Genomic DNA, 23,459 nt, shown 5'->3' on the forward strand with positions numbered 1-23,459 from the left:
TCCCCCTTTTATTTCCAGAACCACTTCTCATACACCCAGTAGGCTATGAACGAAAGGACGCCTAAGGAAATATTAAACCATCCGACAATGAAAGCCACCTTTTTCTCTTTGAACATGTTTGCCTTCGCATAAACTTTCACATCGAAGACTAGTACAAGCAACCCAGAGATCAACAGCAGCAAAACTGTGTAATAGTTAAAGGTAATCATTCGCCGAATCCTTTCCTAGTTGGTTTTCGTCCCAATTCGTCTAATTTTAACCTGCACCGTGACATCAAAGGACATCTCTTTATATTTCTCTTCCCAGGCTTTCTTTGTTTTGATTTCCTTGTTCCAGTAGGCCGGCCGCGTCGCTCGCACATATTCCCCGAAGCCGAAGATGTCACTTCCAGCCTTCTGTGTCTGCTGGATTAACTTACCAAATCCGGTCGTTGCGTCTTCTTGAATTTTCTCCCCCAATTTCTTCAAACTTTCCTTTGTAACGGGCACGTTCTCATTCGATTTCTCCGTCAAATCTCCTTCGATTTGGCATCTTATGATGGTATGTACGTTCCCATTTCTGATCGTGGTCGTTATTCTCGATTTCCGATGCGTGGTTTTGAACATAACCGTCGTTTTCCCGTTTGGCATTTCCTGAAGGACACTATAACCCCCTGGGTTGATTTGTTTCATCGCCATATAATGGCCGATTTGTAAAGCAGTTGAGGTACCGACCATTTTATCCTTTTTAAAATAGGCCATCCCGACAAGTTCAATATTCGATTCCTTCTTTAAATCCAAATAAGGAAGAGTCCCTTCCTGCCCTTTGGCCGAACTGGCACTGAAAAAGACACCCAAGAAAATGTTGGGCAGCTTCCCCATTTCTCTCGCATGTTCCAGGGTCGCTAGTAAATATAAAGTCGGAACACGCTCCAGTTGCGGAGTCGCCTTCATGATGTCAGCCGCATTTCCTTTCGATACGACCATCCAAACGGTTCTTCTTACTTGAGGTTGACGCCGAAAAAAGTCATTTTCATTCTCAATCCCTTTTTTAGCAATGGCTTCCGAAATCACAATCACCCGTAAATGGCCATAAAACAACCGATCTGCAAGTTGCTGCTGAAGATTCATTAAAGCATCCTCAATGGTATCGCCAATACTGCTAAGTACCCAGACCGGTTTCGCCGCCGAAGTACCGTCAGATCCGCCTCCCCCTGTTCCTAACGGAATGCGGCCGGGAATAGCAATTTGAACAGTGATTCGAATAAGTTCCTTATTCGTCTCTGAATCCTGGTTGAGAATATGTGTAGCATTGCTGGTTTCTTTCTCATCCCCCGGCTTCGCCTTATCAATGCCAATAGCCAGGACGACGGCTCTATCTTCGATTTCTAGGCGATCCCAGCAACCTGTAAGCAAAGGGGCAACCAACACGAAAACAAGAATCTGCTTAATCAGATTTTGCCACAAGTTGATCCCCCCGAGGTTTTTTCTTTCGAATCATTGCTACAACTAATAGGACAAATGGATAAGCAACTGTGAGAATTAGCCCCAAGCGGCCAACAGTTTCTATGATTTCATACATCTGCAACAGATTTTGCGAATACATGGCAATAACATAAATAAAAGGAACAAGAAAGAAGACGAACATTTTATGATCTTGGAGACGTAATAGCTGACTTAATAAATTAATGGCTAAATAAAAACTAGTCAACAATGTCGTAAATACCGCGGTGACCCATATCGCGAGAAATGCGCCATCTAAACGCTCCAGGACGTTGGCAGGCAATGAAGTCGTCTTGGCTAATTCCAACGTTGGCCAAATTAATTTTTTAATTTCCTCTGCTCCGAATACGCCTACTGTAGCAATCACGATAAGCACATATAATCCTCCTGATACGATCATGCCTACATACCCCGCAATCAAGGCTTTCTCCGGCCTTCGCATCGCAGGTATAACGATGGTCATGACAAAAGAGCCTTGAAATAAGGCTGCCATTGTAAAAATCCCCCCTAACATGCCGCTTGCCTCATTTCCCCATAGAGGCAATAGGTTGATTACTTGTGCATTTTTTAACGAGAGCACGACAATTAATAATCCCGGAAATACGATAATGGGGAAATAAAAATGGTGAAAATACGTAAAGGTCATCATGTCTGCGCGAGAAGAAACAGCCGCTAGCAGCAGCATGACGATCACTGTCACCTCTAGCGGTGTTTTGGTTAAGACGGAAGTAACAACAACTTCCCCGAATTCACGCGACGCCATTGCTGTAAGCATGCAAAAAAAAGCGATAATTAACACACTACATCCGCGCGCCGCCCATTTACCTATCAAATCTTCGCTATATTCAATAATCGACTGCGTGGGAAAACGCATACCGAGCTTCGTTAAAAGCCAAAGTCCTAATAAACCAATCAAAAAACCCAGCAGCGTTAGCAGTGGCGCCCCGGAATCAGCAGCTCTGACAGCAAATAGCGAGAGACTTAATACGCCCACCCCAATGATTGTGCTAATCAGTATGATCGCCGCTTGAATGGCTGTGATCTGGCGAGGATTCTCCATCGGTTACGTTCCTCCTTGTATGTCTGACTTCTTAGGGTTTAATGCGTTGTTCGGAGCTTCCTCACTCATTTCTTGCGTTATTTTCCCGATGCGGGTGTCATTCGGTGTGTGTAAAAGTGCCGGTCTCTTGGGCATGCTCCACAGCGGCAGACGAGCTAGCACATCCTTCATTCCTTGAAAATTACCTGGAACTAGCGGGCTCAAGTAAGGAACACCGAACGATTTTAAAGACAGCATATGATTGGCAATCAGAATTAACCCGATCATGACCCCATATAAGCCGAATATGCCAGATAAAATCACTAGTGGGAAGCGCAGCAACCTCAAGGCTAGGGCTGCATTGTAAGCTGGTGTTGCAAAAGAACCTATCGTCGTTAAGGCGATGATAACAACCGTGATTGGAGAGATGAATCCTGCCGCAACCGCTGCCTGCCCAACGACAAGCACACCAACAATCGAGAGCGCTCCACCAACCTGCTGCGGCAGTCGAAGTGTTGCTTCCCTAAGTACTTCCATGGATATCTCCATGATCAACACTTCGATAACAGATGGGAAAGGCACGCCCGCTCTCCCCCCAGCTACCGCTACAGCAAACTCAGTAGGGATTAACTCTGGATTGAACGAAATCAGTGCCACATATAACGATGGGAAAATCAGCGAGAAAATCAGGGCCACTAAGCGTGAAAGTCGTATGAAACTGACGAGAATAAATCTCTCTGAGTAGTCTTCGATCGTTTGATAAAATTGACTGAATACCGTAGGCAATATGAGGGCAAACGGAGATCCGTCTACAAGCAGGATAACTCTACCTTCCAACAGATTGGCGACCGCTTTATCCGGTCGTTCGGTGTTTTGAATTTGCGGGAACGGGGAGAAATGGTTATCTTCAATAAACTGTTCCAGATACCCAACATCCAGGACGCCATCGATATCAATCAACGATAGCCTTCTGAACACTTCCTCTACGAGTGCAGGGTTCACAATGCCATCAATGTAGCAGAGCGCCACTTTGGATTTAGTGATACGCCCTATTCGCATCGTTTTTATCCGTAAATCCGGCGTCGGGAGACGATAACGAAGCAGAGCCAAATTCGTACCCAATATTTCGATAAAACCTTCCCTCGCACCGCGGATCACCTGTTCAGTCTCTGGTTGCGTGATCGCTCGCTTGTCCACATGGCGTGTGCTGAAAATAAATGCATCGGTTACGCCATCAACTAATATAGCGGTTTTCCCTTCTACGATGGCTTGGATAATTTCATTCAGCACCGTTTCCGTTCTTCCCTCACACGCATAAAGCGTATCGTTCAGAAGAAACTCTTTCAAAGGGCGGTTTACTGCTTTTGCATAATCGTGTGAAGACGTTAAAATCAAAGGTTTTAAAATGTGATCGTTCAGATATTGTTTATCAACCAAATCAGGGAAAAACATTGCGACAGCAGGTCGATCCTCAAATATGCAAAACCGGCGGATGATGAAATCGTCATTATCACCGAGTAACTTTTGAACGAATGTAATCGTCGCTTCGAGTTGCGTGCTGACACTTGCCTCTTTATTGGCTTCCATCACCTGGTGAGCGGGTGAATTCTTTAGCGGTATCCTCCGAGGCTGCTGACTTTGGGATGTGTGTTTGGTCCGTAGCTTCTTCCAACTCCAAATGGTCACGCAATTCGCCCCCAGTACATACGCTCATGATGATTTCAGCTACCTATTCCCATTCATTTCCTTCCCCGTATTTTTATCTATATTTAGGATTCTATGCATGGGAGCAAAAACGGGAGTGAATTTATTGTTAATAACGGAGAATAGGAGCCGCTTACTGTCATTGATCCGTGACAATAAACGACTCCCTCATAATTGAAAAAACCATCACACATATACATGCATTGTCCTACTACCCTTGTCGCTCCAGTAGTAAGAGCTTCTCCTTATTCTCAAGCCCACCACGGTAACCCGTTAGCGCTCCATTCTTCCCTACAACGCGATGGCAAGGTACAACGATAAGCACAGGATTTGCACCGATGGCGGTGCCGACCGCTCTCACAGCACTGGATTTATCTAACGATTGGGCTACCTGTGAATAACTTACCGTTACACCATGCGCAATCTCATGCAACGCTCTCCACACCGACTGTTGAAACGCCGTCCCCCGTAAATCCAATGGCAATTCAAAACTTGTTCGTTTCCCGCTCAAATACTCATTCAACTGCTGCATGTAAGGCTTTAATCTATCCTCTTGCCGAATCCATCCGTTCGGTTGTCCAATTTTTCTCGCCCATTGGGTGAATTCTTGCCACGCTTCAACGTCAACGCCATCTCTAGCGTCACCTTTCTGAAACTGCAAATAACCCAACCCTACATCCGTTACTGCCATTACCAAATTACGATCCTGCAACCGAACCGCACCCCAATAGATCATATGGTTTACCGCACTTTCCGTAACTTCTCTCGCCATGTTGCAACCAACCTCCCAACTCGGTTATCGTTAATGAACGGGCTGTTGCCGGAACTCTGTCGGCGTAAGCCCGATTTTCTTCTGAAACAACGTCGCAAAATGGGCAGCATTCGCTATCCCCACCTGCGCCCCAATCAACTGAACGGCCAAGTCAGTGGTGATTAGGAGCTTTTTAGCAGCTTCCAGCCTAACCTCTTGGATATACATTAACGGCGTCACGCCAGCTATTCGTTTAAAAGTCCTCTGTAGATGGTACGTACTTGCATAAAAATGGTCCGAAAGCGTCGCTAACGACAACGGTTCGTCGAAGTGCTCTTCGATATGCGCCTTCATTTCTGCAACCCATGCCTCGTCGGGTAGCCTGACACCGTCAGGCCGACACCTTTTACAAGGACGGAAACTTGCTGCCATTGCCGCTTGTTGATGAGGAAAAATACGCACATGCTCGCGCTTCGGAAGCCTTGATTTGCAGGATGGCCGGCAGAAAATCCCTGTCGTCGCTACCGCATAATAAAACGTCCCATCATACGCTGCATCATTCGCTACAATCGCTTGCCAATACCGCTCCTGCATACCGGATTCCCCTCTCCTTGCGTTCCTTTTATAAGCTCAGTATACCCAATCACGCCTGTGGTTGTAAGGGTTCTGAGATGAGAAAGCAAGATTACAAAAGCCGCTCTCGGCGATAATGCATGTAACGACTTCCTACCGATAAGGAGAATGACGATGCCACACCTGCAAGCTTTTGACCCATCCAACCTGCAATGGGACGAACAATCAAGCACGCTTTCGCTTGTTCTGCCTGGGCCTTTTCGTTACGAACAAAATATCGGCTATTTAAGCCGTTCCACCAATGAGTGCCTATTCGTTGTGGATAACTCCAGCATCTATAAGCTGCTGCCCGTTGGGGATAACCTCGCACTTATCGCTGTCCACAGTGAGGATGATGAGGTGCTTCACATCCGAATTGTCCACTATAGTGGTATTCGTTTAACCGCTGCGGTTCGCGATGATATCGCTCGCTATGTGTGGGAGTGGTTTGATTTGGGGACGGATTTTACGCCATTCTATGAGATGGAGGATCCGATCCTGCGGCAAGTGACGGAGGAATTCCAAGGGCTGCGCCTAGTGGGGATTCCCGATTTATTTGAGGCGATGAGCTGGGGGATTATGGGTCAGCAGATTAATTTGACCTTTGCCTATACGCTCAAGCGGCGTCTAGTCGAAACCTTCGGCACCTCCCTAGATTGGGAGGGTCGAACGTATTGGGCGTTCCCAACGCCAGAGCGCATCGCTGCGCTTACGACTGAGGATCTCACCGCTTTACAATTCACGGGTAAAAAAGCAGAGTACCTCATTGGCGTTGCCAATCTCATGGCGGAAGGTACGTTGTCCAAGGCTGGGCTGCTTGCGATGGGCGATTTCCTCGCCATGGAAAAAGATCTGCTGCGCATTCGCGGCATCGGCCCCTGGACGGCCAACTATGTGTTGATGCGCTGCCTGCGCAACCCCGCCGCGTTCCCGTTGGCCGATGTCGGCCTGCATAACGCGCTGAAGCATGTGCTTGGCCTCGAGGCCAAGCCCTCGCTTGAAGAGATCCGCCAGCTCGCGGAGGGCTGGCGGGGCTGGGAAGCTTACGCCACGTTTTACTTGTGGCGGGTTTTGTATTAGCCGCGGCTGGGGGGCGCGGCGCGGACTGAATGGTGCGCAGCACGCAGCAGGAGCGCGGGGGCATGCGGCGCTTAGCGCTCCCCTTTCGCCGGGGCGCACCATCGCACCATTAAAGTTGATCGCCGTCAGTTGCGTCAACTTGTCGCCACCAGTCGGCACCCAAGTACCCCCGTCGCCGCTGACGCCCCCATACACGTTCACTCCGTCGCCGCTGAAATAACTGTATTTCATGTAGCTAAATTCGCCGAATTTCAGTTATAAATCCATTTAACTGTATTTCATGTAGCTAATTTCTCCGCATTTCACCCTTTTGAGCAAAACTGCTGATAATAACTACATGTTATCCAGTTAAATGTTTATTTCAGCGAAATCCATAAAAAATAGCTGTACTTTTTCCATCTAATGTTGGATGACTTGCACTGTTGGGGGAGTGAAGGAGGAAGTGATGGATTACTTACACTTTTGAGGAGCTAGGGGGGGACTTGTTTTATCCGGGATTGAGAACCAAGGTGCTGGATTACGTTGCAAGTTGGAGAGTGAGAGTGAGAATTGGGTGAAGTGTGGATTAGAGTAGATAAGCGTAGAGAAAAAGAAGATGAAGGGAGCGCCAGTAGCAGGCATAACAAATCCCCCTCGGAACTGGGAATTATGAGCAAGCTAATTTGTTCTGACGGGAATCACCAGTTAGCGCGTCTACGTAGTTCTATCGTGAATCAGTGGTTGGAGCAACTAAGTTGTTCCTTACGAGAATCAACGGTTACTAGTTAATACAGCTAATTAAATCCAACTGGAACTCACTAATTAACTCAACTCCCCCTCACTTTTGGGGCTCTACAGTCACATTTTCCTTCTGCTCCTCACCCGAACACTCAAAACATACTAACGATTTATCCGCCTGTACAACGCCATCCAGAAATCCCATTTTGCAATAGATGGGCCTTTCACATGTGCGACAATGACCGATGAGCTCTTCCATTATGGTAACTCCTCCTTCAAGCTTCTCTTCTCTTTCTTCCCCACATGATCTTCCTGTGAAAAACTTCTACGCCAACTAGCCGCTTCCCTCCATCGCACCCGACTTGGCGCGAAAAAGGTTGCCCTCGCTCGATGTTATCGAATGTGGCAACCTTTTGCTATCTCTATAAGTCGATCATGACTACGAATTATGTAGCCGAAGGCGCCTCTGACGGTGACGGCGGGGATGGCGGTGCAAATCTGTGCTCGCCACCACGTCCTGGCTTACCTTTGAATGAACCACCATCTCCACGTGGTTGTGGAACTGGGCGCTCTCCGCCGCCTTTTCGTTCGACGAAGTTTTTCAGTTCATCCGTCAGGCTGTCTTTGAGCTTAGCGATCAACTGATCCTCCGTTATACCTTTCGCAGCAGCGATCTCGGCAAGGGACTTCCCTGCTTTACGCTCAGTCGCCAGTTCCTCTTCGGTGAGGCCAAGGATAGCTGCGATTTCTTTCGGAGCAACCCCAAAACCGCCAGGCATAGGCATGCTAGGCATGTTGCCGCTGCGAGGCATTGGCTTTTTATCGAAATTCATCGCGTGGGGCTTCGCTTCTACGATTTTTTTCAAGCGATCGGCAAGCCCTGTTTTGAGCTTATCCGCCTGTTCTTGCTTGATTTTGCCCTCGCTTAGTGCTGTATCGATCTTCTTCGTTTCCGCTTCTGTCAGTTTAGCAAGCAACGCGTCTTCACTGAGATTAGCTTTCTCCTGCGCGATTTGAACCAAAGTTTTGCCCGCGTCGATTTCAGCTTTAAGAGCCGCTTTATCCATACCGAGGATCGAAGAAAAATCGATTACGCCTCCAATACCGCCGCCTTTACCATAATCAAACCCACCCCTTGGTGGAGCAGGATGCTTCTCAAGTCTATGTTTATCCTGAAACTTCTTAGGTACTGATGACGTTGTTGTGTCTGTGTCGTTAGCGAACGCTTGATTATGCTGAAGTACGAAGCCGCCACTGATTAATAATCCAGCTGCGAGTGTGCCAATAAGCCACGTTTTATGAATGCGCTTCATGCGTGTTAGCCACCTTTTTCACAAATTGGTCAATTCTTCTTTCAGTATAAACCTTAATTGTGAAAAATCCTTGAATTTTTTAAAATAAAGTGAGTCGCATCTACGCTTTTTCTCTCGTCAAGAAAACGAAACAGAGTACGCCGCCCAGCTCCATGACAGCGATGATTATGCCTAGGGGTACAGCTGTCTGACTACCGCCAAGACCAACAAGCGGTGCTACTAAACCGCCGATGACGAAGGTCATCAAACCGAGCAAGGCTGCCGCGCTGCCGGCAGTTTTGCCTTGATTTTGCAGCGCCAAGGAAGAAGTTGATACCGAAACTGGACCAATACAGGCCACGATAAGGAAGAACGCCGGCAATATCAATATGAGCCCTGCCCCGATAAGCGTTGCAACGAGCAACAACAGGCCTCCTAGAACAGCTATCACTAAGCCCCCAGCAAGCAAACGGTGATTGCTGACTTTGCCCGCAAGTCGTCCCGTAATTTGCCCGGCAAGGATGACGCCAGCCCCATTCACAGCGAAAATCACACTGAACATTTGGGGAGACACATCAAATATATCCTGCAAAACAAACGGCGATCCCGAAATATACGCGAACATCCCCGCGAAAACAAGCCCCTGCGTCAACGCATAGCCCATGAACAAACGGTCTGTGAGCAAACCGCGGAATATACGCAGGGTATTCGTAAGCCCGCCTTTGGAGCGACGTTCCGGCGGATGGGTCTCTTTTAGCCCAAGTATAACAATAATTAGCATCACAACGCCGATCAAGCTGAGCACAAGAAACACGCCGCGCCATGAGGTAAATTGCAGCAGCTGGCCGCCAATAATCGGAGCTAGGATGGGAGCCGAACCGTTCACGAGCATCAGCAGCGCAAAAAACTTCGTCAACGCCACGCCCTCATACATATCACGAACGATCGCTCGGGAAATGACGATCCCAGCAGCTCCCGCCATCCCCTGCACAAAGCGCAGGATCAGGAACGCCCAGATCGATGGAGCAACCATACAAAGTGCGGAGGCGATACCATAAATCAGGAGGCCGACCAACAGAGGCATACGTCTTCCGCGTACATCACTCACCGATCCAGCGATGAGCTGGCCTAGAGAGAGACCGAGCATGCAGGCAGTTAAGCTCATTTGTGCGAGGGAAGTTGTTGTATGGAGGTCACCCGCAATGACAGGCAGCGCCGGTAGGTACATATCGAGAGAAAGTGGCCCGAAGGAGGCCAGTAAACCGAGCACCAGCACCATCCATAATCGGCTGCCACTCGTTGTTTCTTTGGCTTGCGAAGCAATAGACATAATGGGATCACATACTTTCTTAATTATCCATTTAACCTACCATTGGGATAAGGGTTTTGTCTAGCTGGTTCATCAAGGAGGAAATACCTGCCACTTTTGGACCTTGCGGGAACGCGAAGGGGAACCTAGGTGCGCTATTTTTGATTAAAACGGCGCATTCGCTGGGGAGGGGAACGTAGGGGCGCTATTTGGTGCCATTTTTGCTTAAATCGCCCTTTTTCTTAGAAATAGCGCACTCTCGTTCCCCATCAGCCCCAAAAACGGGCAATTTCCCGAAAATAGCGTCCTCTCGTTCCCTTCGGGGTTGGGGTCGGGGTCGGGGTCGGGGTCGGGGTTGGGGTTGGGGTTGGGGTTGGGGTTGGGGTTGGGGTTGGGGTTGGGGTTGGGGTTCGGGTTCGGGTTCGGGTTGGGGTTGGGGTTGGGGTTGGGGTTGGGGTTGGGGTTGCGGTTCCGGTTGCCGTTGCCGTTGCCGCTCCCGCTCCCGTTCCCGTTCCCGTTCCCGTTGCCATTCCCATTTCCGTTCCCGTTGCCGTTGCCGTTCCGGTTCCCATTCCCGTTCCCGTTGGCGTTCCCGTTGCGGTTCCGGTTCGGGTTGAAACTCCCCTCATCCGAAACAAATAACAGCCCCTCTGGTCTAAGACCAGAAGGGCTATTTTCTCTGTACCGTTCAGTACCTCCGCTTACTTCGTAACCGTGACACTTACCACGTCACTCGAAGTCACGCCAGCTGCATTGAACAGCTCGACCCGATATTGATAAACCCCAATTGCGCGCCCAGCGATGGCTGTAACAGCACTTTGTGCACTTGGCGATGCGGCTTGCAAACTTTTCTCGTCAATGAGCACGTCATTTTCGTAGAGGCGATACCCTGTTGCATTAGTGCCCCACCACATGTTCATACTCACATTGTAGTTGCCATCCCCATCCCAATTGTTCTGTGATAGGACAGGCTTACCTGGGGATGCGTCTGTGATCGTTACAACGATAGGCTGACTAGTTGTCGTACCGAATAGATTAATAAGTTCACTGGTGTACGTGTACGTGCCGTTTGATTTGCCGGTTACATCCACTTTGGCAATTTGAGCCGCTGGGGAGGCATCGGAAAGTGTTTTAGTAGAAATAAGAACACCGTTCTCGTATAACTTGAAAGTCGAACCATTATTCCCCCACCACATGTTCATGGTGATCGTGTAGTTGCCATCTTTTAAACCGGAATATCCGGCATTGGAGCTTAAAACAGGCTGACCAGGAACTCCGATGGATAATGGCTTCTTAACTACGTTAAATGTCTGCGAGGCACTCGTCGTGTTCCCTGCAGCATCCGCTACAAGGTACGCCACCGTGTGTGCGCCTACAGCTAAACTGCCTGGGGCAATCGTTTGACCACTTGTAATGGCATGACCATCAAGGGTCAGAGATTGCTCTACAACTCCTGAAATAGCATCGTTGACAGCCAAATTTAAGATAACCGGATTCGTATCGGTCACATCTTTGACGGCATGACCCGACTCGGTAAGAGTCGCTGTTGGCGCTGTTTTATCCAGCTTTACTGCCAAGGACTTTGCCACTTCAACATTGCCCGCAGCATCCTTAGAGGAATAACTCAATGTTGTTGAGCCCTCAGAACTAATCGAGATTGGCGCTGTGTAAGCAACTGGCGTTCCACCATTGATGACATATTCAGTAGTCACCGCTCCCGCTTGATCATCAACTGCAGTTAACGTGACGGTAACGTCTTCCTTGAACCAACCTGCTGCATTCGGTGTACTGGAAAGGATAGCTGTTGTTACTGGCGCTGCGGTATCAGCAGCCACGCTGAAATCGCTCAAACCCCGTGGCTTCAATTGGAATACACCTTTGAAAATAGCGCCAACACCTTGAATCGTCACCTTTTGCCCAGCTGTGTAGGGGAAGGTGCTTAAGGATAAACCTGTTCGTGTATCGACACGAATGTGGTTGCTTACGCCATCTTTGATAGCGTCGAATTCAAAAGAGCCCGCTGGCGTTGCCGTGATGATGTTGCTAATCGTTACATCGTTAAGTGTGAGCAATTGCCCTTGGTTGTCCGCTGTCACAGCGGATACTAGGGTGGATGCTGGGAGCGCAGCGACGCCTGTTTTGGCAATCTCTACAGGATCAGCAAGCTCAAACTCGGTGTTGAATAGCGCTGTTGAAGCTGTTACTTTTACCGTATCCCCTTGGTGGAAGCCACTCAAGCTTTGGAATACATACACGCCGCCTGTTGCATCTTGTAAGTAGAAGGCTTGCCCGCCAAAAGCACCCGGCTCTGTCGTAACGACACCCTCAACTGTCACCAACGTACCTGCTGCTTTCGCACGTGCTTCGGAAATGTCGATCTTGGCAGGAATCGGATTCTCCTCTTCCGGCAAGTTTTCCGCAGGAACGTTTCCAAGCGTTACGGCTTCAGTTTTCAGATTCGTGCCGTTCAGGCGCAATCGGAGATTCGCTGGTGCGGTCGTTCCTGGAACTACGCGTACATTCAGGTCTTTCGTCGCGTGTCCGTTAATATCTGCGGTTACGCTAAACGTGGAGCTATACGCATACGCCGTTGGCCATGTGCCATCTGCATTTTGTACCTTGGCGATTTGTGATCCACCGCTGACTAGGTAAATGCCAAGGCTGAATCCCGTTACAGTTGTTGAAGGCGGTAAGTTATCCACAACGACTCTGATCGGGAAATCCACCGCATTCGGCAATACAGCTTGTTTCACGAAGCTGTATGTGGTGCTCGCCGTTGCCGCAGGGCCACCATAGGAGCCTGGTTTGAACGTGCTGCGGTCATACCATTTGTAGCCGGCGTTTGGTGCTGCCCACGGTTCTGGCTGTGGTTCCGTCGATGCCGCCGGAGCTTCGAACGGCAGCAAAGCCGTTGGCTGGTCCAGCTGCAAGCCGCTTACTTCAGCGAGGCTGGTATAGCTCTCTTTGGTCGAAAGCCAGTTCACCATGTTGACGAGCAGCTTGCCGTCGTCCACTTCTTTAAACCCATCGTACGTCGTCTTCTTCGCGCCAGTATCCTCACGCACATATTTCGGCGTTGCATCCTCGACCGGTGAGGAATCCCCGATGAAGGCCGCCTTCCCTGCGCCTGCTTTTGCAACAGCCACGTAAGGCCCTTCTGCCACTCCGCCGCCATTGTACACACCTTGATCAACCGCATTCGCCCAAGCTTCATTCGTTTGCGGCAAGTACACAATCCCCTTCGCCTTCGTTGGGTCAATAATGGCTAGCGTAGATCCTGCGTGCATCGCCACACTGGAGACACCTGTCGTAATCCCAAATGCTTGCGCAGGCGCAACGATGTTATTAGCATTAATATCGCCGAGGGCGTTATAGCGGAAACGCAGACCGAACTGTGTCGCCAGCCAGTCCGAACTTGCTACATCTTGCATCGCCGACGATGCTGACTCTTCCGCACTCATGCCTGCTGCTGGATTCGTCCAGGCTCCACGGCGATAGCCGTTGAATACCTCGGAGCCATCCCAGCGGTTTTTGTTCCGATCGGCATTGTAATGATCGCCGATGAAGAATATGCTGCCGCCCCCCGCCACGTATTGGGCTAGGGCGTTTTGCTCACTTGTTTTGTACGGAACATTGGACTCCGCTACCACGAACACATCATAACCGCTCAAATCGGCCAACGTGATTGGCGTCGTTTTGCGCAGTTCTTTGACATAATAACCATTATTCGCTAACGCATTGCCGAAATCCGAAAAAGCCCCATCAATGACCCAATCCGCTGCGCCAGCTGTCTGCTCATGTGTATTGTCAAAAAGCACTTTCTTCCCTGCATTTCCGTTAACAACTTTGGCTTCAATGAACGGCGCTGGATCTGTCGGTCCCTCCGCCATCACGGCCTGCCAGCTGCTTGTCGCCAGTACTTGGAACGGTATTGCTACTGTCAACGCCAACGTTGTCTTCCATAATCTCGTCTTCCATCCCTTGAGCTTACTCATTACAATTCCTCCTTAGCTTAGTGGCTGAGTCAAAATCTTTTCTACATAAGCGCTTGCTTATCGGACAGACAAGCTATCTAAGAACCATCTTATTTTACCATAGGATAATTGCGAAATTTGCTATTTTATTGTAAAGACATGGAAATTTGTGCAGGATACCAAATAACTAGATACTTTTCCAAAAGAGCTTAGATTCTGCCTACCCACCCGCTATTCTCATCTCCACTAAGCCTTCTGCCACCAATTAATCTCCTCCTCACCTTCCACCCTAATCGCATCTACTCTCGTCTTCACCTACTTGCCTCCATTTACCCTTACCCATTCTCATCACTCCTCCCACACCTGCCTCCATCTACTCTCATCACTCCTCCCCCCACCTAACCCTATCTACTCTCATACCACCTCTCCCGCCTATAGTTAGATGGAAATTCTCCAGTTATTTCAAGCAATTACCCCATTAAATTGGATTTAGATGGAAAAAGTACAGGTAATTCTGCCCGATTCAGTGAAAATGGCGAGAATGACCAAATTTAGCTGCATGTTTTCCAGTTAGTTCATCAAACACCTCGTAAATCATAAATTTAGATGGAGGTTTTCCAGTTATTCCGATGCGGGAGGAAGAGTCAGCCAACCCACATATCAGTTAATTAAAGTTTCCTTCACAAACTTCACTTGTCGCTGAGCAACATTGTTCATGAATATCACTTTCGTTTATTTGTAACCGCTTACATATTTTCGTACGATGAAGTGGAGACCCGATCTCAGAGCATTTGCGTCGTACAATTTCCCTACGTACTTCATACGTCACTCTAATTATACACTTCGCGTAGATCCTAACGTTTCACCAGCTCTGGATTCACAGTTCCGCGTGGTGCCAGGCTTAGCTAATGCATCTAGCGTTTCACTCGAATCGATCAATTTCCCAGGCTATTTTATCCGGAAAAATGCGAGTAATGGGATCGTCCTTGCGCAATTTGACGGCACGACGACCTTTAATCAGGATGCTACTTTCAACCTCGTAGCTGGATGGGCAGACAGCAGCAAGGTCTCGTTCCAATCCTATAGTGCGCCTACCTATTACATCCGCCATTATAATTACGTGCTGCGTGCGGAAGTCATCAACGCCTCTAGCACGGCAACGGTGAAAAGTGATGCGACGTTTACGCGTACAAATTACTAAAGTCGAAAAAAGAGATGACAGGGATGTCATCTCTTTTCTTTGTATATATGAGGATTAGTACAATCGTTGCAGCGCGTCAGGTGAAAAAGGTAGTAATTCATTAAAACGTCCGTCTCGCACTTTTTCAACCCACGCAGGGTCAACCAAGAGCGCGCGTCCAATGGCTACGAGGTCGAACTCGTTCTGCTCTAGGCGTACAAGCAACTCGTTGATGTCTGCCGTGCCTGCGCTCTTCCCTCTGAAGGAGCCCATGAATTCATCATCTAAACCAACGGATCCCACTGCAATCGTAGGTTTGCCCGTTAACTGCTTCACCCAGCCTGCAAAATTGAGATTAGATCCTTCGAACTCAGGTTCCCAGAACCTGCGGGTCGAACAGTGGAATATGTCTACGCCAGCTTCTACGAGTGGTGCAAGCAATTCTCCGAGCAACTCTGGCGTAGTGGCAAGTTTGGCCGTATACTCGGCCGATTTCCATTGCGACAGCCTAATGATAATCGGGAAATCAGGCCCTACTGCGCGGCGGCAAGCTTCAATGACTTCCACGGCAAATCGTGTGCGAGCCAACATACTGCCACCGTATTTATCCGTGCGCTGATTCGTTTTCTCCCATAGGAACTGATCGATCAAGTAACCGTGGGCGCCATGAAGCTCGATGCCGTCGAAGCCGATTCGTTTGGCATCCGCTGCCGCTTGTGCGAAAGCTTGCACGACTTGATCGATGTCCGCCTGCGTCATCGGCTCATTCACTTGTTCGCCCGTTAACGTAAGGCCTGACGGTCCAATCGATGGCGCCTCTGGGTGCGGAAGCGAACCGTTTTTGCGGGTCATCCCGACATGCCAGAGCTGCGGAACAATGCGCCCTCCCGCTTCATGCACAGCGTCAACCACGCGTTTCCAACCTGCGAGCGCTTCTTCGCCATGGATGTTAGGGATACTGGGATTGTCCGTTGCCGCTAGATGATTGATCAGCGTACCTTCGGTAATAATAAGACCAACGCCATTCTCGGCGCGGCGACGGTAATAATCCACCACGTCCTGTCCAGGTACGCCATTCGGTGAGAAGGCTCGCGTCATCGGTGCCATCACTACGCGATTCGCAAGATGGAGATTGCCTAGTGTAAAAGGTTGGAATAACGCTTCTACAGAATGAGATTGCGTCGTTTGATTGGTATCGGTAGTAGACATGGTCATTCCTCCGTTTCAATTGGGGGTAGGGTTTGTTTATGCTATGGGTTCCCCGCACTTATTGTTTTATTAATTCGATTGTTATCGAACAATAGAAATATAACATGCAGTATGGTAAAATGCAATCACTACGCTTTAACAAGGAGGAAGCATCATGAAAGTACTATTTCACCCAGACAAAGCGGATATGCATCTCTCATCCGTCCTCTATGCGTTAAGCGATCCCGTCCGATTATCGATCGTCTCCGACATCCATAAATTAGGGGAATGCACCTGCGGCGGCATTGAAGTGAGTGTTGTGAAATCAACATTGTCTCATCATGTGCGCACCATGCGTGAAGCTGGCGTTGTCCATGTCCGCGTGCAGGGGACTCAGCGCTTCTTGTCCTTACGAAGGGATGATTTAGAAGAAAGATTCCCTGGCTTACTCAATTCGATCCTCCATGCTTACGAAAACTCTCACGAACCTATCGAGAACCAAAATGAATGAGATGAGTCGCTTTCATTCACTGTGATTGGGCCTGCAAAAACGCATACGTAGTTATTCGTCCATTCGTAGGCAGAGACGCCTGAATATACTAAGTTGGATTACAGGAATGGCCCTGTAAACAATTGGTGATTCAAGATCGCTCAACCATACAGCGAAGGAGGTCCTCTATGAAAAAAGTTCTCCGACAGGTAATAAGAAAGGCGGCCAAAACGAACCGGAAACAAAAGCTGCTTAAGAGAAGTCGCAGGAAAATTGGAATCGCATTTCCACGAACGCGGAGAACAATAAAATTACGCAAGCGTCCTTTGCGAACTATAAAACTTCGCAAGCGCCTACTGCGAAAAGTTAAAAAACGCCTGCGTAGAAGCAGATCATTACGATCGACTCCCCAGGCCAAGCAGCCTCCTCCTTTAATAAACGTTCCTATCGTTTACGCACCACTGGATGTTCCGCACGCTCCGCTAATTGAGACGAAGCCCAAGCTTTCGGTCATTGTGCCAATTTTGAATGAGGAAAAGTATCTCCCGCTATTTCTAGCAAATGTGGCTTCCTATGCCGATGAAATTCTTATTGTGGACGGAGGAAGCACCGACGACAGTGTAAATATCATCAATCAGTGGAAAAACCGTGCGAATATTAGGCTATTCCATATTAAACAAACGGGATTACCCTATTCCGATGATTGGAACGAGTCTATCGTAAGGAATTTCCTAGTCGACCAAGCTATTGGAGATTGGATTATGGCGATCGATGCAGATGAGATCATGGATGATAGCTTCCGTGATGCCTTGCCCCGGCTTATGGCCCAGCAAGAAGCAGATGCTATCTCATTTCCGTGGGTGCAATTCTGGATGAATCCCCAAACCATTCGAATAAGTGCACCGAACGACGAACACTGGTCTGTCAACAAATGGTTCATGTGGCGCAATCATATAGGTATACGATACGACGATGCCAAGAATCACTGCAAAGTGCATCTGTTCGGACGTTACATGTGGGAAATTCCCAATAGAGCTGAGCCGATTTCAGCCTTCCATTACCATTATGCTTTCGGTTCCCAAGTTAAAGCGAATGATAACCGCCGCCGTGATGTCGATCAATACTTAGGGAAACCGGTAGATCGTATCGAATATGATATTGTGACGAAGCCTTTTACTGGGAAACACCCAGCTGTTATGGAACATTATTTTACTAAATAGGTGTGAAAAACAAATAAAAGTGACTGAAAGTCGAAACTTTCAGTCACTTTTTATCAAAATATAAGAATTTCCTGCATTATAAAGCCGACATCATACTCTCTAAAGCTTTGGATTTAGAGAAGTAAGTTTCCACGTACATCCTACTTTGTTCGGCCTTATGCGCTAATAGACTGTGATTGTGGTATAACTGGATGATTTGCTCAGCAAATGCATGAGGTGCATTCATAGGTTCAATAATCTGCCTAATATCCTGCAGTCCTTCTATCCCCGTGCTGGTCGTAACTAATGGCATCTGATGGCGCATAGCTTCCACTGTTTTACCCTTCACGCCTGCGCCGTACCGAAGTGGAACGACAGCAATTCTCGTATTTCCATACAGCTGTACAAGTTCTTGGTCTGGTATAAATCCGGTGACTGTAATTCGATCGGATTGTAAGCCAACTACAGCAGGCGGTGGGTTGGAGCCAGCGACGAACATGTGTATATCAGGAATCGCCTGTTGCACAATAGGCAGGATATCGCGACAAAACCACAAAATACCGTCAGTGTTAGGACTATGACCGAAGCCGCCAACAAACAGTAGACCATTGCGTTCACTCCATTGCTTTGTTGTCGGTATCGTATGGTCAAAGTAGTAAGCTGGAAGCAACACAGTCGTTTTATTTGGAAAATTACCTTCGATAATTCGTTTTTCTGAGTCGCTGCAGGTCAAAACGGTATCCGCTTTGCTGAACATGTCAAACTCCAACCTTTTAATGAACTCGGATGCTTGCAGCAGTTCACGATTGTTCTCCAATCCGAATCGCTTCAGTTCCCGGATATAATGCATGTCATGACCATAATACAGAATTTTCGCACGGGTATGGGTTTTAATTAGATCCATATAGTGATGTGCAGTGTTGGGCCGGTTCAACATAACATAATCAATGTAATCTTTGTGCCTAACAATCCAGTGCTCGTAATACCCACGGTCCTGTGGTCCGTGAAGAATCTCAATGCCGAGCTGTTCGAGTTCTGAGCCATAAGGCTCTGGTTTGATGAAGTTGTCTGGTAAAAATTTGACATTAAAGCCCATGTCCACAAAGAGTTTCAGATACATGAATGTCGTTCGGCTGCCCGCATCTTTATCGAAACTTGGAACACCGTAGTCAATAACTAGAATTGTTTTTTTATTCCTTGAGCGTTCCCTCGCCCAGAAGAGGTGCTCACCATAAGCAACTTGATCACGAAGCAACACGCCCGCCCATTTTTCCCTAAATTTCTGCTGGTTAATCACCTGATATCTCTTTATTCCTTTATTAGTGTCTGTACCGTGGGATACGCCCTCGTAGTGCACGACAACGGATTTGGGTTGGTAAATAACCTTGTACCCGTGTTGTCTTGCTTTGAATGCAATATCCACATCCTCGGAGTAAGCCGGTGCGAAATGTTGGTCAAATCCGCCTATTCTATGCCATACGTCTTTGCGAATCATGATTGATGCCCCTGAGATGTAATCCACTTCCTTGACATAGTTGTATTCATGTTTGTCCGGGTTATCTAATCGACCGAAATTAATAGCATACCCGTTGTTATAGACAATACCGCCAGCCTCCTGAAGTCTTCCATCTGGATATATCAACTTAGAGCCTACGATTCCAATAGTTGGATCTTTCTCCGGTAAAGACAATAGATGTGCCAACCAACCGGGAGTCACTACCGTATCGTTATTTAAGAATAATACATACTTTCCTCTGGACGTCGCTGCCCCATGATTACAATTATGAAGGAATCCTCTCTTCACCTTATTGCGGATGACAGTGATTCCTCTGACGAAATGACCAATACGTGCTGTTACGTCGTTTGAACGATCGTCCATCACGATGATCTCATAAGGAATTCCATGTGTGTTCTGAACGATAGACATCAAACATTTGTAAGTAAAACTCCATTTGTTGTAGACCGGAATAATAATGCTGACCAATGGCTGAGATGAGCTTGGTACCACCAGCTTATTCACGAGTCGTAATCCTTTACGGATCCGGCGAGGTCTCAAATGACGGATCTTGTTGCGTTGGTAGAGCTTCATAACTGACCGTTTTCTCCGATTCTTCCACCTTGCACGTACGGATTTCCCACGTTTGAGCACTAGTCGCCGACCTGGTTTATATCTACGTAGCTTACGCACGCGTATGGACCCCAATATCTTTCTCTTCGTTCTCCTAGCCTTTAGCTTCACCGGTACCCCTCCTAGGCGCAATTCATTATCACATAGCTATACTATTCCCTCCGTAAAAGGTCTGAATGGGACAAACGTTTATTTTCAAAAAGCACAAAGGGTGGAAAATATTCAACCCTGCACCATCCGTCCATACAAGTTGTCTTACTCCTACATATGCTGAATTGGTTATGAAGTATATTGGACAACATGGAACGGAGGTAGCACATGATCATTAGATCAAAAGCTCCTTTAAGATTGGGGCTAGCCGGAGGCGGAACAGATGTGTCGCCCTACTGCGACTTATTCGGAGGATGCGTATTGAATGCGACGATTGATTTATACGCCTATTGCACGATAGAGGTCATCGATGATGGTAACCTTACTTTTGTCGCTGCAGATCTTAATGAAGAATTCCATACAGTCGCTCTTCCAGAGTTGGAATTGGATGGTCGTCTAAGCTTGCATAAAGGCGTGTATAACCGGGTTATCAAACAATTTAGGCAGGACGAGCCTCTCTCATTTCGGATGACCACCTATTCTGATGCTCCAGCAGGATCCGGTCTTGGTTCATCATCCACGATGGTGGTCGCTATGCTAAAGGCTTTTGTAGAATGGCTTAATCTGCCGCTCGGGGAGTATGAAATTGCTCAACTTGCCTATGACATCGAGCGTATCGATGTCGGATGGGGTGGCGGGAAGCAGGATCAATACGCAGCTACCTTTGGTGGATTCAACTTTATTGAGTTTTACGACAATAATCGGGTTATTGTGAACCCACTTCGGGTAAAAAACTGGATTATCAGTGAATTGGAGAGCTCTATGATTTTATATTACACAGGAGCATCAAGGGAATCTGCCAAGATTATTGACGAACAAGTCCGTAATACACGCGATAACAAACCGTCAGCCCTCAAAGCAACCCATATCGTGAAAGCAGAGGCATATGCGATCAAGGAATGCATCCTAAAAGGAGAAATCAACAAGTTTGCTGAGCACTTGGGAAAATCCTGGAGTGCCAAAAAAAAGATGGCAGCCTCTATTACGAACGAACGAATTGACTTCATATACGATACAGCAATGAATGCCGGTGCACTAGCAGGCAAGGTATCCGGAGCAGGGGGAGGCGGATTTATGATGTTTATCGTGGATCCCGTCAAACGCATACAGGTTGTACAACGCTTGAACGAATTAGGAGGCAAGGTGTTTCAATTCCATTTTACAAAGAGCGGAACGCAAGGATGGAGGGTATAAGTGTGAAAACCTATATTAGCAGTGAAATTTTACGGGCAATGGAGATTAAACGGGCTATTGCAAAGGATAGAGATCTACTCCGTTTCATCGAGCAGGCAGCAAGAAAAATGATCGAGGTTTACCGAAATGGCAATAAAATAATGCTCGGCGGCAATGGAGGAAGTGCAGCCGATGCCCAGCATATTGCAGGCGAATTCGTCAGCCGTTTTTATTTCGACCGCCCTGGCCTGCCGTGCATCGCGCTTACGACGGATACCTCCATTCTTACTGCAATCGGAAACGACTACGGATATGAACAGTTGTTTGCACGACAAATTCAAGCTAACGGCCAAAGTGGAGACTTATTTATTGGCATCTCTACATCCGGTAACTCCCCCAATGTGATCAGAGGTTTAGAAATGTGCCGTGCTATGGGGATCACAACCATTGGTCTGACCGGTGAATTGGGAGGCCGCATGGCTGCCCTTTGCGATATCTGTATACGGATACCCTCCCAAGAAACCCCGAGAATTCAAGAAGCGCACATACTAATTGGCCATATTTTATGCGCAATCGTAGAAGAATCTATATTTGGTAAGGGATTTTAACCCTATGGAAGCCATCATTTTAGCTGGTGGACTAGGAACACGTTTGCGTGAGGTTATATGGGATTTGCCCAAACCAATGGCTCCGGTAGGGGGCAAACCATTTCTGCATTACATTCTTGAGCGATTGGAGATGCAAGGGGTTCGCAGGGTAATACTTGCGGTAGGCTACAAACATGCAACCATTAGCTCTTATTTTGGCCATCGTTTCGGAGCAATAGATATTGCCTATTCGGTGGAAGAAGAACCGCTAGGAACCGGAGGAGCGCTTAAGAAGGCGATGACTCAGATTTCCAGCGATCAGGTCCTTCTAGTAAATGGAGACACGTTGTTCCACGTCGATATCCCGCATTTGGTACAGGTTCATAATAACCGCGCTGCTGACCTCACGCTTTCGCTTAAGCCGATGAAACGCTTTGACCGATACGGTGCTGTTATCGTCAGTTCGGACTGTAAGGTGCTGAGCTTTCAAGAGAAACGAATGTGCGAATCCGGCTTGATCAATGGTGGTGTGTACGTAGCTCGTACCGATTTATGGGATCCGTTCGAGCTGCCAGTCCCATTTTCATTTGAGCAATTTCTAGGAGATTCTGGCGCACAGAAACTTAACATGTATGGCTTCCTAAGTGAAGGTTATTTTATCGATATTGGCATGCCGGAAGACTATGAGCGTGCGAAGTCTGAGCTTGGAACCGGAAGTGGGAACGGATGAGATCGAAGGCGCTTTTGCTCGACCGAGACGGTGTAATTAACGTTGATAAATCGTATGTTTACAAAGTAGAGGATTTCGAGTTTAGCAAGGATATATTTGAAGCACTCTTACGTTTTCAGCAGGCTGGGTTTTTACTCGTCATCGTGACTAACCAAGCGGGCATTGGGCGTGGATATTACACGGAGGAAGACTTTCGGACGTTAACGACATGGATGACGGAGCAATTCGAGGCACATGGAATCCTGATCACCAAAGTCTATTTTTGTCCCTATCACCCGGTACACGGCGTCGGTGAATACAAACAAGATGCATTCTGCCGAAAACCGAATCCGGGTATGATTTTACAAGCAAAACGGGAGTTCCAGCTGGATCTTGCCTCATCGGTGATCATAGGTGATAAAGAGAGTGACATCGAAGCAGGTTTGCGTGTTGGAGTCGGAACCACGATCTTGATCCGCAACGGTGAGGCAAGTACTGCTACAGCGGCTACGTTTACTGTGAAGCATGTAGGCGAGGCGGCTGAGCGTTTTTTCGAAACATGTAAATAAGCCATCACATGTGAAAAAAAACGCCGCCGTCCTTCAAGGACGAAGCGTTAATGGAGAAATACAAGAAAAGGGACTGTACTTGAGAAGTACGTCCCTTTTTGTATGCGGCAGCCGCGTTGGTGCTCCT

At 47.9% G+C, this 23,459-nt stretch carries 21 protein-coding genes; 8 read left to right on the forward strand and 13 right to left on the reverse strand.

Annotation, left to right across the window (positions count from 1 at the left end):
- Nucleotides 1-8 precede the first annotated feature (8 nt).
- The 6 genes from HQN88_RS21065 to HQN88_RS21090 all read right to left on the reverse strand — a co-directional run bounded on the left by HQN88_RS21065 (nucleotide 9) and on the right by HQN88_RS21090 (nucleotide 5,569).
- A complete protein-coding gene (locus tag HQN88_RS21065; RefSeq protein ID WP_173116193.1) occupies nucleotides 9-209 on the reverse strand; it encodes a CLC_0170 family protein in 201 nt (66 codons plus the stop codon).
- A 15-nt stretch (nucleotides 210-224) separates the two neighbouring features.
- Complete coding sequence (locus tag HQN88_RS21070; RefSeq protein ID WP_173116195.1) at nucleotides 225-1,445, reverse strand: Ger(x)C family spore germination protein; 1,221 nt, start codon at nucleotides 1,443-1,445, stop codon at nucleotides 225-227.
- A complete protein-coding gene (locus tag HQN88_RS21075; protein ID WP_173116197.1) occupies nucleotides 1,426-2,541 on the reverse strand; it encodes a GerAB/ArcD/ProY family transporter in 1,116 nt (371 codons plus the stop codon). The genes HQN88_RS21070 and HQN88_RS21075 overlap by 20 nt, the downstream gene beginning before the upstream one ends.
- A gap of 3 nt (nucleotides 2,542-2,544) precedes the next feature.
- Nucleotides 2,545-4,107 carry a spore germination protein gene (locus HQN88_RS21080; protein WP_173116375.1) on the reverse strand — a complete coding sequence of 521 codons (1,563 nt, stop codon included), beginning with the start codon at nucleotides 4,105-4,107 and terminating at the stop codon, nucleotides 2,545-2,547.
- Nucleotides 4,108-4,435: 328 nt separating this feature from the next.
- The gene (locus tag HQN88_RS21085) at nucleotides 4,436-4,996 is read right to left on the reverse strand and encodes a methylated-DNA--[protein]-cysteine S-methyltransferase (RefSeq protein ID WP_246320371.1); all 561 of its coding nucleotides are present in this window, start codon (nucleotides 4,994-4,996) and stop codon (nucleotides 4,436-4,438) included.
- Nucleotides 4,997-5,026: 30 nt separating this feature from the next.
- On the reverse strand, nucleotides 5,027-5,569 hold the full coding sequence (locus HQN88_RS21090) for a bifunctional transcriptional activator/DNA repair enzyme AdaA (protein WP_173116199.1): 543 nt from the start codon (nucleotides 5,567-5,569) through the stop codon (nucleotides 5,027-5,029).
- A 153-nt stretch (nucleotides 5,570-5,722) separates the two neighbouring features.
- On the opposite strand from HQN88_RS21090, the gene HQN88_RS21095 reads away from it, so the two are divergent.
- Entirely contained in the window at nucleotides 5,723-6,667 is a 945-nt protein-coding gene (locus HQN88_RS21095; RefSeq protein ID WP_173116201.1) for a DNA-3-methyladenine glycosylase family protein, read from the forward strand.
- A gap of 817 nt (nucleotides 6,668-7,484) precedes the next feature.
- Here the strand turns inward: HQN88_RS21095 and HQN88_RS21100 are convergent.
- The 5 genes from HQN88_RS21100 to HQN88_RS21120 form a co-directional block, all read right to left on the reverse strand.
- Nucleotides 7,485-7,643: a hypothetical protein gene (locus tag HQN88_RS21100; RefSeq protein ID WP_173116203.1), complete on the reverse strand. Its 159-nt coding sequence runs from the start codon at nucleotides 7,641-7,643 to the stop codon at nucleotides 7,485-7,487.
- 187 nt (nucleotides 7,644-7,830) lie between these two features.
- On the reverse strand, nucleotides 7,831-8,697 hold the full coding sequence (locus HQN88_RS21105; RefSeq protein WP_173116205.1) for a hypothetical protein: 867 nt from the start codon (nucleotides 8,695-8,697) through the stop codon (nucleotides 7,831-7,833).
- 100 nt (nucleotides 8,698-8,797) lie between these two features.
- A complete protein-coding gene (locus HQN88_RS21110; protein WP_173116207.1) occupies nucleotides 8,798-10,006 on the reverse strand; it encodes a multidrug effflux MFS transporter in 1,209 nt (402 codons plus the stop codon).
- Nucleotides 10,007-10,254: 248 nt separating this feature from the next.
- Nucleotides 10,255-10,623, reverse strand: coding sequence for a hypothetical protein (locus HQN88_RS37375; RefSeq protein ID WP_216855775.1), 369 nt, complete (start codon nucleotides 10,621-10,623; stop codon nucleotides 10,255-10,257).
- A 63-nt stretch (nucleotides 10,624-10,686) separates the two neighbouring features.
- The gene (locus tag HQN88_RS21120; protein ID WP_173116209.1) at nucleotides 10,687-13,980 is read right to left on the reverse strand and encodes an OmpL47-type beta-barrel domain-containing protein; all 3,294 of its coding nucleotides are present in this window, start codon (nucleotides 13,978-13,980) and stop codon (nucleotides 10,687-10,689) included.
- A gap of 742 nt (nucleotides 13,981-14,722) precedes the next feature.
- Here HQN88_RS21120 and HQN88_RS21125 point away from each other — a divergent pair.
- The gene (locus HQN88_RS21125) at nucleotides 14,723-15,160 is read left to right on the forward strand and encodes an AbfB domain-containing protein (protein WP_173116211.1); all 438 of its coding nucleotides are present in this window, start codon (nucleotides 14,723-14,725) and stop codon (nucleotides 15,158-15,160) included.
- Nucleotides 15,161-15,214: 54 nt separating this feature from the next.
- On the opposite strand, the gene HQN88_RS21130 is transcribed toward HQN88_RS21125, so the two are convergent.
- The gene (locus HQN88_RS21130; RefSeq protein ID WP_173116213.1) at nucleotides 15,215-16,348 is read right to left on the reverse strand and encodes an NADH:flavin oxidoreductase; all 1,134 of its coding nucleotides are present in this window, start codon (nucleotides 16,346-16,348) and stop codon (nucleotides 15,215-15,217) included.
- Between the two features lie 154 nt (nucleotides 16,349-16,502).
- Between HQN88_RS21130 and HQN88_RS21135 the strand changes: the two genes are divergently transcribed.
- Together HQN88_RS21135 and HQN88_RS21140 are read left to right on the forward strand one after the other, a co-directional pair.
- Complete coding sequence (locus HQN88_RS21135) at nucleotides 16,503-16,838, forward strand: ArsR/SmtB family transcription factor (RefSeq protein WP_173116215.1); 336 nt, start codon at nucleotides 16,503-16,505, stop codon at nucleotides 16,836-16,838.
- Nucleotides 16,839-17,005: 167 nt separating this feature from the next.
- A complete protein-coding gene (locus HQN88_RS21140; protein ID WP_173116217.1) occupies nucleotides 17,006-18,037 on the forward strand; it encodes a glycosyltransferase in 1,032 nt (343 codons plus the stop codon).
- A gap of 76 nt (nucleotides 18,038-18,113) precedes the next feature.
- Here the strand turns inward: HQN88_RS21140 and HQN88_RS21145 are convergent, their stop codons facing one another.
- The gene (locus tag HQN88_RS21145; protein ID WP_173116219.1) at nucleotides 18,114-20,204 is read right to left on the reverse strand and encodes a glycosyltransferase; all 2,091 of its coding nucleotides are present in this window, start codon (nucleotides 20,202-20,204) and stop codon (nucleotides 18,114-18,116) included.
- Nucleotides 20,205-20,462: 258 nt separating this feature from the next.
- On the opposite strand from HQN88_RS21145, the gene HQN88_RS21150 reads away from it, so the two are divergent.
- From HQN88_RS21150 to gmhB, 4 genes are read left to right on the forward strand one after another with little or no spacing between them, the layout of a single operon-like run.
- Complete coding sequence (locus HQN88_RS21150) at nucleotides 20,463-21,488, forward strand: GHMP family kinase ATP-binding protein (protein WP_173116221.1); 1,026 nt, start codon at nucleotides 20,463-20,465, stop codon at nucleotides 21,486-21,488.
- A gap of 2 nt (nucleotides 21,489-21,490) precedes the next feature.
- Nucleotides 21,491-22,075 (forward strand): D-sedoheptulose-7-phosphate isomerase, encoded by a 585-nt coding sequence (locus HQN88_RS21155; RefSeq protein WP_274318779.1) that lies wholly within the window; start codon nucleotides 21,491-21,493, stop codon nucleotides 22,073-22,075.
- Between the two features lie 4 nt (nucleotides 22,076-22,079).
- On the forward strand, nucleotides 22,080-22,784 hold the full coding sequence (locus tag HQN88_RS21160; RefSeq protein ID WP_173116225.1) for a nucleotidyltransferase family protein: 705 nt from the start codon (nucleotides 22,080-22,082) through the stop codon (nucleotides 22,782-22,784).
- Nucleotides 22,781-23,332, forward strand: coding sequence for a D-glycero-beta-D-manno-heptose 1,7-bisphosphate 7-phosphatase (gene gmhB, locus HQN88_RS21165; protein WP_173116227.1), 552 nt, complete (start codon nucleotides 22,781-22,783; stop codon nucleotides 23,330-23,332). Before HQN88_RS21160 ends, gmhB begins: the two co-directional genes overlap by 4 nt.
- Nucleotides 23,333-23,459: the final 127 nt, after the last annotated feature.

Source organism: Paenibacillus qinlingensis, assembly GCF_013204845.1.
Classification (GTDB): domain Bacteria; phylum Bacillota; class Bacilli; order Paenibacillales; family NBRC-103111; genus Paenibacillus_E; species Paenibacillus_E qinlingensis.